Origin of the sequence: Phenylobacterium sp. (genome assembly GCF_036563385.1) — a bacterium.
Classification (GTDB): domain Bacteria; phylum Pseudomonadota; class Alphaproteobacteria; order Caulobacterales; family Caulobacteraceae; genus Phenylobacterium.
This window is the reverse complement of sequence record NZ_DATCML010000004.1, coordinates 608,633-622,421: the sequence shown is the minus strand read 5'-3', so window position 1 is coordinate 622,421 and position 13,789 is coordinate 608,633. Positions and strand designations below refer to the sequence as shown.

The following is a 13,789-nucleotide window of genomic DNA, read 5'->3' as shown; positions in this document are numbered from 1 at the left end:
CTAGACCCGGCTCATCACCAGGCAGCCGTTGGTCCCGCCGAAGCCGAAGGAGTTGCTCATCACCGTCTCGAGCTCGCGGTCGATGCGCTGGCGCACGATCGGGAGGTCGGCGAAGGCCGGATCGAGGTTCTCGATGTGGGCGCTCTCGCAGGCGAAGCCGTTGTTGAGCATCAGCAGGGAGTAGATCGCCTCCTGCACGCCCGCCGCGCCCAGGCTGTGGCCGGTCAGCGACTTGGTGGACGAGATCAGCGGGGCCTTGTCGCCGAACACGGCGCGGACGGCCTCCATCTCCTTGGTGTCGCCCACCGGGGTCGAGGTGCCGTGCGGGTTCAGGTAGTCGATGGCCCGGTTGCCCGCGCCTTCCATGGCGATCTTCATGCAGCGCTGGGCGCCTTCGCCCGAGGGCGCGACCATGTCGTAGCCGTCGGAGTTGGCGGCGTAGCCGACGATCTCGCCGTAGATCTTCGCGCCGCGGGCGCGGGCGTGCTCCAGCTCCTCGAGCACCAGGATGCCCGAGCCGCCGGCGATGACGAAGCCGTCGCGGTCCTTGTCGTACGCGCGGCTGGCCACCTGCGGGCGGTCGTTGAAGTTCGAGCTCATGGCGCCCATGGCGTCGAACAGGTTGGAGAGGCTCCAGTCGAGCTCCTCCACGCCGCCGGCGAAGACGATGTCCTGCTTGCCGAGCTGGATCTGCTCGTAGGCGTTGCCAATGCAGTGGGCGCTGGTCGCGCAGGCCGACGAGATCGAATAGTTGATCCCGCGGATCTTGAACCAGGTGGCCAGCGTCGCCGACGGGCCCGAGCTCATGGCCTTGGGCACCGCGAACGGCCCGATCCGCTTGGGGCCCTTGGTGCGGGTGGTCTCGGCCGCCTCGACGATCACCCGGGTGGACGGGCCGCCCGAGCCGACCACCAGGCCGGTGCGCTCGTTCGAGACCTCGGCCTCCTCCAGGCCCGCGTCAGCGATGGCCTGCTCCATGGCGATGTGGCCATAGGCGGTGCCCTGGGCGAGGAAGCGGGCGGCGCGGCGGTCGACCATCGCCTCCCAGTCGATCTGGGGCGCGGCGTGCACCTGGCAGCGGAAGCCGAGCTCCGCATACTCCGGCGCGGCCGAGATTCCCGACCTGGCTTCCCTCAGCGAGGCCAGGACCTCGTTGGCGTTGTTTCCGATCGACGAGACGATGCCCATCCCGGTGACGACGACGCGGCGCATGCTTCCTTCCCGAAGAGAGTTCGCGGGTCTCTAGGCCCGCTGGTACAGCCCGACCCGCAGGTCGTTGGCCGTGTAGATGGGCTTGCCGTCGGCTTCCAGCACCCCGTCGCCGATACCCATGACGAGGCGGCGGTTGATCACCCGCTTCATCTGGATCTTGTAGGTGACCAGCTTGATGTCGGGGGTGACCTCGCCGGCGAACTTCACCTCGCCGCAGCCGAGGGCCCGGCCGCGGCCCTTGCCGCCGATCCAGCCCAGGTAGAAGCCCACAAGCTGCCAGAGCGCGTCGAGGCCCAGGCTGCCCGGCATCACCGGGTCGCCGAGGAAGTGGCAGTCGAAGAACCAGAGGTCCGGCCGGATGTCGAATTCGGCCTCGATGTAGCCCAGGCCGTGCTCGCCCCCGGTGTCGTCGATGTGCGTCATGCGATCGAACAGCAGCATCGGCGGGGCCGGCAGCTGGGCGTTGCCGGGGCCGAACATCTCGCCCCGGGCGCAGGCCAGCAGCTCTTCGTAACTGTAGTGGTCCTTGGCCTTGACGCTCATCTTATGATCCGTGCTCCCGAAGGGGTCCGCCGTAGCAGAGCCCGTCGGGGGGCTCAACGGGCGAGACGCGGACGCGGGTTCCGGGACCCGCGGATCGTCCCGCCGCGATGCGCCGGTTCACCGCCCTGCGGGAGCTCTCGCCTGGGGGCAGCGCCGAGCGATCAGGACTTCAAGCGGCACTGCGGCGCCTCGGCCGTGCCCCAGGCGTCGGCCTCGCGGATCCAGCCGGTGGCGCCGCCCGCCTTTACCCTGCACCAGCCCTTCTCGCAGCGGAGCAGGGACGCCAGCGCCCGGCCGCCGAGGTAGGCGGCGGGCTTGGCGCCCGGCTTAGGCTTCTTGGCCATCGCCAGCGGCTGGCGGCGGAGGTTCATCAGGTTGCGACGGCCGTCTGTGGTCCGCTTGTGCACCCAGGCCAGCCCGCCTTCGGGGTCGCAGACGCGCCGCCACTCGCTGGTCTCGGCGACCACCTGCACCGGCAGGCCGCGCGAGCGATAGACCCAAAGCAGGCGGTGGTCGTCGCCCGGCCCCTTGCGGGCGTTCACCTCGGCGAACTTCAGCGTCACCCAGCGGGGCACCGGCAGGCCGGATGGCGTCGGACGGTCGGCCGGCGCGGCGGCTCCGGCCGGTCCGCCCAGGGCGCAGGCGAGCCCGAGCGCCAGCGCTGCCCATTTCGGCGCCCGCCGCCCGACCCCACGCATTCGCACCGCCTCGCCTTGGCCGCCCATGGACCCTTTGCTACAGGTCTTCCCCAACGAGGCGCCGATCCCGCGGCGCATCAGGAAACGTCCCCTTTTCAGTTCGCTCATGGTCGCCCGCAAGCCGAAAGTCATCGTCACGCGCAAACTTCCGGACTCGGTGGAGACCCGGATGCGCGAGCTGTTCGACGCCGAGCTGAACCTGACGGATCAGCCGATGACGCGCGAGGCGCTGATCGACGCAGTGGGCCGCGCCGACGTGCTGGCCCCGACGATCACCGACCGCATCGACGCCACCGTGCTGGAGAAGGCGGGCGAGAAGCTGAGGCTGATCGCCAACTTCGGCGCCGGCGTGGACCATATCGACGTCGCCGCCGCCAACGCCCGGGGGATCACCGTCACCAACACCCCGGGCGTGCTGACCGAGGACACCGCCGACCTGACCATGGCCCTGATGATGTCGGTGTCGCGCCGCATCGTGGAGGGCGCCAACGTGGTGCAGGCGGGCGATTTCGCCGGCTGGGCGCCGACCTGGATGATGGGCCGGCGGGTGAACGGCAAGCGGCTGGGGATCATCGGCATGGGCCGGATCGGCACGGCGGTGGCGCGCCGGGCCAAGGCCTTCGGCATGCAGATCCACTACCACAACCGCAAGCCGGTGAGCCCGCGGATCGCCGACGAGCTGTCGGCGACCTATTGGGAAAGCCTGGACCAGATGCTCGCCCGGATGGACATCATCTCGGTGCACTCGCCGCACACGCCCGCCACCTACCACCTGCTGTCGGCCCGGCGGCTGAAGCTGCTCCAGCCGCACGCCATCGTCATCAACACGGCCCGGGGCGAGATCATCGACGAGGACGCGCTGGCCGACCTCCTGAAGAGCCGGGCCATCGCTGGCGCGGGGCTGGACGTGTTCGAGTTCGAGCCGACGGTGAACCCGAAGCTCATGGGCCTGTCCAACGCGGTGCTGCTGCCTCACCTCGGCTCGGCCACCGTCGAGGCCCGGGTGGAGATGGGCGAGAAGGTAATCATCAACATCAAGACCTGGATGGACGGTCACCGGCCGCCGGACCGGGTCCTGCCGCAGATGCTGTGACGGGTGTGACATCGGATTGACGGCCAAGCCCGGTGAGGCGAAAGCTTCGCCGAACGACGTCACCGGAAGGCCGATGCCGGGTCCCACCCGCCGAAACCTGCTCGCCGCCGCCCTCGCCGCCCCCCTGCCCGGCGCCCTGCTGGCCAGGCCGACGAGCGCCGCCGCCGTGGGCGTCGGGGACGGAGCGAAGCCGCACACCCTGGACGAGCTGCTGCGGGCGCCGGTGGTGCGCGACGCGGCCATCTCGCCCGACGGGCGGCAGCTGGCGGTGCTGCGCGAGCGCGGCGAGGGCGACGAGCGCACCACGCTGGTGATGATCAGCCGGATGGACGCGCTGGAGGCCGACCCCGCCCCGGTGGACTTCGGCGACTACCACGTGGACCAGGTGGAGTGGGCGTCCAACGACCGCCTGCTGATCTGGGTGACGGTGCGCACCGACCCCAAGGAACGGCCTACGGGCATCTGGGTGAGCGGGGTGCTGATCCCGATGCCGGTGCGCCGGGTGATCTCGGTGGGCGTGGACGGGCGCGATCCAGTGGTCCTGTTCTCGGACCAGAAGGCGGTGCTGCGGCGCAGCTTCGACGCCGCCCGCATCGTCGACCTGATGCACGACGACCCCCGGCGGGTGCTGATGCAGACCTGGGACGCCTTCCGTGGCGCCTTCAGCCTCTACGAGGTGGACGTCTACACCGGCCACGCCAAGGTGGTGGAGCGGGGGCCGCCGTCCACCGACTTCTGGCTGACCCAGCGCGGCGTGCCGATGCTGCGGATGGATTCCAACAAGCGCGGCACGGTGGTCTCGGTGTTCGCCCGCGCGCCCGGCGAGACCGAGTGGAAACTGATCCGCCGCTCGCGCCGCGACGAGCTGAAGAAGCTGCCGGACTTCGACGTGGTCGGGCCGACGCCGGAGCCCGGGGTGTTCCTGGTCTCCATGCGGAAGGACGACGAGGACACCAAGGCGATCCGCACCTTCGACATCAAGACGCTGGAGTTCGGGCCGGTGGTGGGCGACCGCCCGGCCTGGGACGTGGAAGGCGCGGTGATCGACGAGAACCTGCGCCTGGTGGCCACCTCAACCCGGGCCGACCGGCTGGACTACCAGTTCGCCGAGCCGGCGCTGGCGGCGCACTACAAGGGGATCAACAAGGCGCTGGGCGGGGCCGCCAACGTGCGGCTCTACGACATCAGCCTGGATCACCAGCGGCTGCTGCTGAAGTCCACCGGGCCGCAGGAACCCGGAGCGTTCCACGTCTACGACCGCGCGACGCGGCGGCTGCACCTGGTGGCCACCACCCGGCCCTGGCTGGAGCCGGGAAGGCTGGCGCGGATGGAGACGCTGAAGGTCGCCACCCGAGACGGGGCCGAGATCACCGCCTACCTCAGCATCCCGGCCGGCGCGCCGGAGCGCCGTCCGCTGCCCATGGTGGTCGTCCCGCACGGCGGCCCGGAGATCCGCGACTACTACGACTACGACCTGATGGTGCAGGCGCTGGCCGCCCAGGGGTGGCTGGTGCTGCAGCCGAACTTCCGCGGCTCCGGCGGCTACGGCAAGGCCTTCGCCGACCAGGGGCGCAAGCGCTGGGGCGACCTGATGCAGGCCGACGTGGAGGACTGCGTCGACCACGTGGTCCGGCTGGGCTGGGCCGATCGCGGCCGGCTGGCGATCTGCGGGGCGAGCTACGGCGGCTACGCGGCCCTGCAGGGGGCGGTGCGTCGCCCGGACGCCTACAAGGCGGTGGTGGCGATCGCCGGGGTAAGCGACCTGGTCGAGCTGCTGGAGGACGAGCGGCGCGACGGGGAGGACTCGCCCTCCTACCGCTACTGGGTGCGCACCGTGGGCGACCCGCGCACCGACCTGGCCGCCCTGCGCGCCGCCTCGCCGCGGCTGCAGGCGCAGGCCTTCAAGGCGCCAGTGCTGCTGCTGCACGGCTCGGACGACCAGGTGGTCTCGCCGCGCCAGTCGAAGCTGATGCAGGACGCCCTCCTCGCCGCCGGCAAGCGGGTCGAACTGCGCGAGATCCGCGACGCGGGCCACACCACCTGGTCGAGCGAGACCTGGAAGACGGTGCTCGAGCGGACGAGCGGCTTCATCGGCGAGGCGTTCGCCTAGCCCCCTGCCCCGCACACCGGACACTCGGGATCGGCTCCCACCCGCACAGTGCGCGTCTCCCCGGCCAGGGCGTCGTAGATCGACAGGCGGCCCAGCAGGGGGTCGCCGGCGCCGGTGATCAGCTTCACCGCCTCGAGCGCCATCATCGAGCCCACCACCCCCGCCAGGGCGCCGACCACCCCCACGGCAACGCAGGTCTCGGCCTCGGGCGGGATCTCCGGCATCAGGCAGCGATAGCAGGGGCGCCCGCGGAACACGCCCACCTGACCCGTCCAGCGGCCGATGGCGCCGGTGACCAGGGTCTTGCCGTGGCGCACGCAGGCGGCGTTGACGCAGAACCGGGTGGCGAAGTCGTCAGTGCCGTCCAGCACCAGGTCGACGTCCGAGACCAGTTCGTCGGCGCTCTGGTCGTCGAACGCGCCGTGGTAGGCCGCCACGAAGACGTGGGGATTCAGCGCATGCAGCCGGTCGGCCGCGGCCTCGGCCTTGGGCAGGCCCACGTCGCCGTCGGTGTAGATCACCTGCCGCTGGAGGTTGGAGACGTCCACGGTGTCGGGGTCGGCCAGGAAGATCGAGCCCACGCCGGCCGCCGCCAGGTAGAGGGCGGCCGGCGAGCCGAGGCCGCCGGCGCCTACCAACAGCACGCTGGCGCCCTTGAGTTTCTGCTGACCGGGGCCGCCCACCTCGCGCAGCACCAGGTGGCGCGCGTAACGCTCGACCTCCTCGTCGGTGAAGCTCATGTGGCTTGACCTCGCCTCCCCCGCTGGCCACATCGCAGGCCATGTCGACCCATACAGCGCCGTTTCCCGATTGGCACGGCACCACCATCCTCGCCGTGCGCAAGGGCGGCAAGACCGTGATCGCCGGCGACGGCCAGGTGTCCATGGGCCAGACGGTGGTGAAGGGCAGCGCCCGCAAGGTGCGCAAGCTGGCCGGCGGCCGGGTGATCGCCGGCTTCGCGGGCTCCACGGCCGACGCCTTCACGCTGATCGAGCGGCTCGAGGCCAAGCTCGAGCAGTATCCCGAACAGCTGGCGCGGGCCTGCGTGGACCTGGCCAAGGACTGGCGGACCGACCGCTACCTGCGCAAGCTGGAGGCCATGCTGCTGGTGGCCGACAAGGACAGCATCTTCACCGTCACCGGCGTCGGCGACGTGCTGGAGCCGGAGCATGGGGTGGCCGCCATCGGCTCGGGCGGCAACTTCGCGCTCGCCGCCGGCCGCGCGCTGATGGAGACCGACCTGGACGCCGAAGCCGTCGCCCGCAAGGCCATGGCGATCGCCGCCGAGATCTGCGTCTACACCAATGGGAACCTGACGGTTGAAGTCCTCTAGCCTGGCGCTGGTCGCCGCCTGCCTTCTGGCCCTGCCCGCCTTCGCCGCGCCCAAGGCCGACCCCGCCGAGGTGGTGGCCGCCGAGCGCGCCTTCGCCGCCGACGGCCTGGCGCTGGGCGTCCAGGCGAGCTTCTACAAGCACTCGGCGCCGGAAGGGATCGTGCTGAGCCCGGATCCGACCCTGGCCAAGGCCGCCTTCGCCGAGCCCAGGCCCAAGGGGCCGGACCTCGTCTGGTGGCCGCTGTGGGCGGGGGTTGCCCAGTCGGGGGACCTCGGCTTCACCACCGGGCCGTACGCCTTCGGCGGCAAACCCGGCGCCTGGTACTTCACCGTCTGGGCCAAGCAGCCCGACGGCTCATGGAAGTGGCTGTTCGACGGCGGGCCGCCCAGCGATCCGACCGGGGCGGCGCCGAAGGACTCTCCCGTCGCGTACGCCCGCGCCTCGGCGCGCAAGGCCGGCTCGCCCGCCAAGGCTATGACCGAGGTCTCCCGCGCCGAGACGGCGCTGGCCGCCGCCGCCCGCAAGGACGTGAAAGGCGCCTACCTGGCCCACATCTCGACGGACGCGCGCGTGGTCGGCTCCAAGGCGAGGCCGCCGGTCGACCGGGCCGGCCTCGAGGCCGAGCTCGACACGCGACCGCAGCAGATCCTGTTCGCGCCGATCGGCGGCCAGGCCTCTGCGGCGGGTGACCTCGCCTGGACCTACGGGAACGCCAACTGGACCGCGGCCGACGGCAAGCCGGCGCGCGGCCACTACGTGCGCATCTGGCGCTACGATTCCGAAGGCTGGCGGCTGCTCTACGACCAGCTCCTCGCCGCCCCGCCGCCGAAGGCGTCGTAAGCCGCCCCGGGCCTTCCTATCTCTGCAGGCGACATGACCGAATTCTCCCCCCGCGAGATCGTCTCCGAGCTCGACCGCTACATCGTCGGCCATCCCGAGGCGAAGCGCGCCGTGGCCGTGGCCCTGCGCAACCGCTGGCGGCGCAAACGCGTGCCCGCCGACCTGCGGGACGAGGTGACGCCGAAGAACATCCTGATGATCGGGCCCACGGGCGTCGGCAAGACCGAGATCGCCCGGCGGCTGGCCCGGCTGGCGCAGGCGCCGTTCCTGAAAGTGGAGGCCACCAAGTTCACCGAGGTCGGGTACGTCGGCCGCGACGTGGACCAGATCGTCCGCGACCTGGTGGAGAGCGCCATCCAGATGGTCCGCGAGAAGCGCCGGGCGGGCGTCCGCGCCCGGGCCGAGGCGGCCGCCGAGGAGCGGATCCTCGACGCCCTGACCGGACCCGGGTCCACCGCCGCGCGCGAGGCCTTCCGCAGGAAGCTGCGCGCCGGCGAGCTCGACGACAAGGAGGTCGAGCTGCAGGTGGCCGACGCCGGCCCGCAGTTGCCGATGATGGACATCCCCGGCCAGCCCGGCGGCGGCGTGGGCATGCTCAACATCGGCGACATCTTCGGCAAGGCGTTCGGCGGCCGGACCAAGACGCACAAGACCACGGTGTCGGGCGCCTGGGCTCCGCTGATCGCCGAGGAGAGCGACAAACTGGTCGACCAGGAGGCGCTGACCCAGGAGGCGCTGGAGCTGGCCGAGAACCAGGGCATCGTCTTCCTGGACGAGATCGACAAGGTGGCCAGCCGCGCCGAGCGCCAGGGCGCCGACGTCTCCCGCGAGGGCGTGCAGCGCGACCTGCTGCCGCTGATCGAGGGCACCACCGTCTCCACCAAGTACGGCCCGGTGAAGACCGACCACATCCTGTTCATCGCCTCGGGCGCCTTCCACGTGGCCAAGCCCAGCGACCTGCTGCCCGAGCTGCAGGGCCGGCTGCCGATCCGCGTGGAGCTGAAGCCGCTCACCCGCGAGGACTTCCGCCGCATCCTCACCGAGCCCGAAGCCAACCTGATCCGCCAGCACCAGGCCCTGCTGGCGACCGAGGGCGTGACCCTGGCCTTCACCCAAGACGCGGTCGACGCCCTGGCCGACGCCGCCGTGACGGTGAACGGCGCCGTGGAGAACATCGGAGCGCGCCGCCTGCAGACCGTGCTGGAGAAGGTGCTGGAGGAAGTCTCCTTCTCGGCCGCCGACCGCACGGGCGAGACGGTGACCGTGGACGCGGCCTACGTGCAGACCCGGATCGGCGAGCTATCGGCCAACGCCGACCTCAGCCGGTATATCCTCTAGCCATGTGCGGGGCCTGCCTCTCCCGCCGCAAGCTCCTGGCGCTCGGGGCGGCGGCCGGCCTTGCCGGCTGCTCCGAGAACGCGGACACCGGCCGTCGCCAGCTGGCCTTCATCCCGGACGAGCAGTTGGTGGGCATGGCCGACCAGGCCTGGGCCCAGATGCTCGCCCAGGTGCGGCCCGTGCGCGACCCCGCCGCCCATGCCCGCCTGGCGCGGATCGGCCGGCCCCTGGCCGAGGCTTCGGGCCGCAAGCTCGCCTGGGAATTCGTGGTCCTCGACAGCCCCGAGTTCAACGCCTTCGTCCTGCCCAACGGCAAGGTCGGCTTCTTCCGCGGACTTTTCGAGTTCGCCCGCTCGGACGACGAGATCGGCTCGGTGCTCGGCCACGAAGTCGGCCATCTTGTCGCCCGCCATCCGGCGGAGCGGGTCAGCCAGGAGTTGGCGGTGAAGGCCGGGGTCGGCATCGCCCAGGTGCTGCTCTCCGGCGGCGAGGGCGGCCAGGGCGGCGAGGCGGTGGCCGCGGCCCTGGGGCTCGGGGCGATGTATGGGGTGATCCTGCCCTATTCCCGCAAGCACGAGCTGGAGGCCGACCGCATCGGGGTCGCCCTGATGGAGAAGGTCGGCCAGAATCCGCGCGCGGCCGTCACCTTCTGGGAGCGCATGATCGCCCGGGCCGACGCCCAGCCGAAGCCGCCCGAGGCGCTCTCCACCCACCCGGCGGACGAACGCCGGCTCGCCGAACTCCGCGCGGCGGTCGCCGCCTAGCCCCCTCTCCCGCCCTGCGGGAGAGGGCTGGGGTGAGGGCGGCGCGGCTCAGGATCGGGCAGGGTGTTGGACCCGATCGCGCCAGCGGGTCCAACCGGAGTGATGCGGACGTTCCTGCGCCGCCCTCACCCTGCCCTCTCCCGCAAGCGGGAGAGGGAACGCGCTAGATCCGCTCGCGCTTGGCTTCCCAGATCGCCCGCTCCAGGGCCTGGGCGAACTCGGCGCGTTCGCGCGGGCTGAGGGCGGCGGCCACCGGCAGCTCGCGGCCGGAGAGGGCCAGCTTCACGTCCAGAGCCCGGTCCTCCTCCTTCTCCACCGAGACGCGGGTGAAGGCGGTCGGGCTTTCCCAGACCACCACCGTCTCCTTCGGCGACTCGCGCACCACCCGCACCTCGCGCGAGGTGACCTGCACGCGCTCGACGTTCTTCACGGCCTGGAAGCTCACCATGAAGGCCACGAACACCGCCAGGAGGTCGACGCCGAGGAAGATCGGCACCAGGGTCGCGCCCATCGCCAGGAACACGGCGGCGGAGGCCACATTCGCCAGGGTCACGACCGAAATGAGCACGACGAAGCCCCGCTCGGAGAGCGAGCGGTGCGGGGTGATGACGGCGTCCATGTAGAGCGGGCGGACCATGGGCGGCGGGGAAGATACGCCCGGAAACCGCCTTGGCGAAGCGGGGAGTGCAGGCCATCTTCCGCCGCGTCCATGCCCAAGCCGCCTGCCAAGACCGCCCGCCGGAAGAAGCCCCCTCGCCTCTCGCCCGCCGAGCAGGCCCGCATCGCCGAGATCTTCCACCGGTTCGAGAGCCTGGAGAGCGACCCGCGCACCGAGCTCGAGTACAAGGACGCCTACACCCTGGTGGTCGCCGTGGCGCTTTCGGCCCAGGCGACCGACGTCTCGGTGAACAAGGCCACCGCCAAGCTCTTCGAGGTGGCCGACACGCCTGAGGCGATGCTGGCGCTGGGCGAGCACGGGCTGAAGCCGTTCATCTCCTCCATCGGCCTCTTCAACACCAAGGCCAAGAACGTCATCGCCATGGCGCGCATCCTGGTGGAGCAGTACGGCGGCCGGGTGCCGCTGGACCGGGCCGCCCTGCAGGCCCTGCCGGGCGTCGGCCGCAAGACCGCCTCTGTGGTGCTGAACGAGCTGCGGGTGGAGCCGGCCATCGCGGTCGACACCCACGTCTTCCGCGTCTCGCACCGGCTGGGCCTCTCCACGGGCAAGACGCCGGACGCGGTCGAACTGGAGCTCATGGGCAAGATCCCGGAGCCGCTGCTGACCCGCGCGCACCACTGGCTGATCCTGCACGGCCGCTACACCTGCATCGCGCGCCGCCCGAAGTGCGAGGAATGCCCGGTGGCCGACCTCTGCCCTTCGCGCCACCTGTTCATCGGCCGCTGAGCCGGCGAACGTCGGTTGACGGAACGCAGCCGCGCTTTGCAGGTTTTGCCGGGAAGGCAAACCAAGGGACGGGCTGAGCCATGGCGACCATCAACCTGCAGGGCGGGATCAATTTCGACACGCTGCACGTCGGCGAATTCTTCGGCATGAACATCGACGAGGCGACCAGCGCGCGCCTCGTCCTGTCGCTGGGCGCCCAGCGGGTGGTGTTCACCGGCCAAGGCTTCACCTACGACGCCAACCAGCAGATCGTCGGCGGCACGATCACCGGCCTCTCCTGGACGCTGAGCGGCGGGCGTTCGGTGGAGTTCACCGGCATCAGCGTGCCCGTGCCCCAGGCGAACCAGTGGTTCTATTCCGACAACACCCAGGCGGCGCTGTCCTTCGCCCTTTCCGGCGCCGACCAGGGGAACGGCTCGTCCGGCGACGACCTGCTGCGCGGCTATGCGGGGAACGACACCCTGACCGGCGGCATGGGGGCCGACCAGGTCTGGGGCGGCGCCGGTGACGACGTCATCTACGGCCTGTTCAACCCCGAAGGGCCCGCGCCTGCGGTGGTCGACACCGGCAACTACCTGCGCGGCGAGGACGGCAACGACACCATCTTCGGCGGCGCGGGCTTCGACGACATCCACGGCAACATCGGCGACGACCTGGAGTACGGCGCGGCCGGCGACGACTGGGTGGTCGGCGGACAGGGCCATGACCGCCTGTATGGCGACGCCGGGAACGACATCGTCTACGGCAACCTCGGCAATGACACCTGCGTCGGCGGCGACGGCGCCGACCTGGTCCGCGGCGGCCAGGCCGAGGACCGGCTGGAAGGCGGCGCGGGGAACGACTGGCTGTCGGGCGACCGCGGCTCGGACACCCTGGTCGGCGGCGCGGGCGCGGACATCTTCCACAGCTTCGGCGACGCCGGGCTCGACATCGCCACGGACTTCAACGCCGCCGAGGGCGACCGGGTGCAGCTCGACCCCGGGACACAGTACGCCGCCAGCCAGCAGGGCGCGGACGTCTGGATCGACATGACCGGCGGCGGGCGGCTCGTGCTGCAGAACGTGCAGCTGGCGAGCCTGCCGGCAGGGTGGATCTTCGTCGGCTGAGGCGCGGAGAGGGTCCGGGGGTCGGCACAACCCAGCGAGTCCGGAAAGGTCCCCCCCCCGGGGACCCTTCCGCCCATTCATCTCATGGTGAGATGCGAGCCTTGGGCTCCAGGTCTGTCAAGGACGCGCCCTCCGGGCGCGGCGCCGCGCGGCCGGCCTGCGGCTGGTCCTTGAGAGACCTGGAGCCCCAGGCAGACTGGCCGCCATGAGATCAATGGCGAGGCCTGGCGGCTGTCGCCCGTGGTCGACCTGGCCGCTGCTGGCCTACGGGGTCGCACGCCGCCCCGCCCCGTAGCGCCCTGCCCCGTTTTCAGCTAAGCGGCGGGCCTTCGCCGCGGCCAGGACACGCCTCTCGATGCCAGACCTCTACGACGTCGCCGCCATCGGCAACGCCATCGTCGACGTGATCGGCCCGGCGCCGGACAGCTTCCTCGCGGAGAACGGCCTCGACAAGGGCGCCATGATGCTGGTCGACCAGGACCGGTCCCAGCAGCTCTATTCGCGCATGACGCCGGAGATCCAGGCCTCCGGCGGCTCGGCGGCCAACACCATCGCCGGCCTCGCCTCGTTCGGCGGCAAGGGCGCCTTCATGGGCAAGGTGGCCGATGACGAGCTCGGCGAGCTGTTCGCCAAGGACATGCGGGCCATCGGCGCCCGCTTCGAGAACGCCCCGCTGGCCGGCGGCCCGGCTACCGCGGTTTCGATGATCAACGTCACGCCGGACGGCCAGCGCACCATGTGCACCTTCCTGGGCGCCTCGGTGGAATTCACCGACGCGGACGTGGAGAAGGACACCATCGAGGCGGCGAAGATCGTCTACCTCGAGGGCTACCTGTTCGACGCCGAGCGCGCCCGCCGGGCCTTCGCCAAGGCCGCGGCCCTGGCCCACGGCGCCGGCCGGATGATCGCCCTGACGCTCTCCGACAGCTTCGTGGTGGAGCGCCACCGCGCCGCCCTGATGGGCTTCATCGAGGGCCAGGTGGACCTGCTGTTCGCCAACGAGGCCGAGCTCACCTCCCTCTTCCAGACCGACGATTTTGACGCCGCGCTGGAGGCGCTGCGCCCGCACGTGAAGCTCGCCGCCGTCACCCGTTCGGAGCAGGGCTCGGTGATCCTTTCCCAGGGCGAGCGCCTGAGCGTCGCCGCCGAGCCTGTGGAAAAAGTCGTGGACACGACCGGCGCGGGCGACCAATACGCGGCCGGGTTCATGTTCGGCCTGGCGCGGGGGCGTCCGCTGCAGCAGTGCGGCAAGCTGGCCTCGCTCGCCGCCGCCGAGGTGATCTCGCACTACGGCCCGCGGCCGTCCGTCTCGCTCGCCGAGCTCGCCGCGTCGAAGGGATACTGAT

The 13,789-nt window shown here is 71.2% G+C and carries 14 protein-coding genes; 9 read left to right on the top strand and 5 right to left on the bottom strand.

The annotated features are described in order from the left end of the window. From fabB to VIL67_RS03945, 3 genes are all read right to left on the bottom strand, one after another. Nucleotides 1-1,212 (bottom strand): beta-ketoacyl-ACP synthase I, encoded by a 1,212-nt coding sequence (gene fabB, locus VIL67_RS03955; protein WP_332047540.1) that lies wholly within the window; start codon nucleotides 1,210-1,212, stop codon nucleotides 1-3. Nucleotides 1,213-1,242: 30 nt separating this feature from the next. After that, nucleotides 1,243-1,755, bottom strand: coding sequence for a 3-hydroxyacyl-[acyl-carrier-protein] dehydratase FabA (gene fabA, locus VIL67_RS03950; protein ID WP_332047539.1), 513 nt, complete (start codon nucleotides 1,753-1,755; stop codon nucleotides 1,243-1,245). Nucleotides 1,756-1,916: 161 nt separating this feature from the next. Next, the gene (locus VIL67_RS03945; RefSeq protein WP_332047538.1) at nucleotides 1,917-2,453 is read right to left on the bottom strand and encodes an SH3 domain-containing protein; all 537 of its coding nucleotides are present in this window, start codon (nucleotides 2,451-2,453) and stop codon (nucleotides 1,917-1,919) included. A gap of 106 nt (nucleotides 2,454-2,559) precedes the next feature. Between VIL67_RS03945 and VIL67_RS03940 the strand changes: the two genes are divergently transcribed. After that, nucleotides 2,560-3,546 carry a 2-hydroxyacid dehydrogenase gene (locus tag VIL67_RS03940; RefSeq protein WP_332047537.1) on the top strand — a complete coding sequence of 329 codons (987 nt, stop codon included), beginning with the start codon at nucleotides 2,560-2,562 and terminating at the stop codon, nucleotides 3,544-3,546. 73 nt (nucleotides 3,547-3,619) lie between these two features. Then, a complete protein-coding gene (locus tag VIL67_RS03935; RefSeq protein ID WP_332047536.1) occupies nucleotides 3,620-5,656 on the top strand; it encodes an alpha/beta hydrolase family protein in 2,037 nt (678 codons plus the stop codon). Here VIL67_RS03935 and VIL67_RS03930 read toward each other — a convergent pair. Continuing rightward, on the bottom strand, nucleotides 5,653-6,396 hold the full coding sequence (locus VIL67_RS03930) for a HesA/MoeB/ThiF family protein (RefSeq protein WP_332047535.1): 744 nt from the start codon (nucleotides 6,394-6,396) through the stop codon (nucleotides 5,653-5,655). The genes VIL67_RS03935 and VIL67_RS03930 overlap by 4 nt on opposite strands. A gap of 5 nt (nucleotides 6,397-6,401) precedes the next feature. Between VIL67_RS03930 and hslV the strand changes: the two genes are divergently transcribed. The 4 genes from hslV to VIL67_RS03910 are packed head-to-tail and all read left to right on the top strand — an operon-like array spanning nucleotide 6,402 to nucleotide 9,932. Next, entirely contained in the window at nucleotides 6,402-6,989 is a 588-nt protein-coding gene (gene hslV, locus VIL67_RS03925; RefSeq protein WP_332047534.1) for an ATP-dependent protease subunit HslV, read from the top strand. Beyond that, the gene (locus VIL67_RS03920; protein WP_332047533.1) at nucleotides 6,976-7,830 is read left to right on the top strand and encodes a DUF4440 domain-containing protein; all 855 of its coding nucleotides are present in this window, start codon (nucleotides 6,976-6,978) and stop codon (nucleotides 7,828-7,830) included. Before hslV ends, VIL67_RS03920 begins: the two co-directional genes overlap by 14 nt. Before the next feature lie 33 nt (nucleotides 7,831-7,863). Beyond that, complete coding sequence (gene hslU / locus VIL67_RS03915) at nucleotides 7,864-9,168, top strand: ATP-dependent protease ATPase subunit HslU (protein ID WP_332047532.1); 1,305 nt, start codon at nucleotides 7,864-7,866, stop codon at nucleotides 9,166-9,168. A 2-nt stretch (nucleotides 9,169-9,170) separates the two neighbouring features. Continuing rightward, nucleotides 9,171-9,932 carry a M48 family metallopeptidase gene (locus VIL67_RS03910; protein WP_332047531.1) on the top strand — a complete coding sequence of 254 codons (762 nt, stop codon included), beginning with the start codon at nucleotides 9,171-9,173 and terminating at the stop codon, nucleotides 9,930-9,932. Between the two features lie 163 nt (nucleotides 9,933-10,095). On the opposite strand, the gene VIL67_RS03905 is transcribed toward VIL67_RS03910, so the two are convergent. Continuing rightward, nucleotides 10,096-10,569, bottom strand: a complete 474-nt coding sequence (locus VIL67_RS03905) for a DUF2244 domain-containing protein (RefSeq protein WP_332047530.1) — start codon at nucleotides 10,567-10,569, stop codon at nucleotides 10,096-10,098. A 72-nt stretch (nucleotides 10,570-10,641) separates the two neighbouring features. Between VIL67_RS03905 and nth the strand changes: the two genes are divergently transcribed. From nth to VIL67_RS03890, 3 genes are all read left to right on the top strand, one after another. Further along, nucleotides 10,642-11,337 carry an endonuclease III gene (gene nth, locus VIL67_RS03900; protein ID WP_332047529.1) on the top strand — a complete coding sequence of 232 codons (696 nt, stop codon included), beginning with the start codon at nucleotides 10,642-10,644 and terminating at the stop codon, nucleotides 11,335-11,337. A gap of 80 nt (nucleotides 11,338-11,417) precedes the next feature. Beyond that, nucleotides 11,418-12,443: a calcium-binding protein gene (locus VIL67_RS03895; RefSeq protein WP_332047528.1), complete on the top strand. Its 1,026-nt coding sequence runs from the start codon at nucleotides 11,418-11,420 to the stop codon at nucleotides 12,441-12,443. Nucleotides 12,444-12,798: 355 nt separating this feature from the next. After that, a complete protein-coding gene (locus tag VIL67_RS03890) occupies nucleotides 12,799-13,788 on the top strand; it encodes an adenosine kinase (protein WP_332047527.1) in 990 nt (329 codons plus the stop codon). Nucleotide 13,789: the final 1 nt, after the last annotated feature.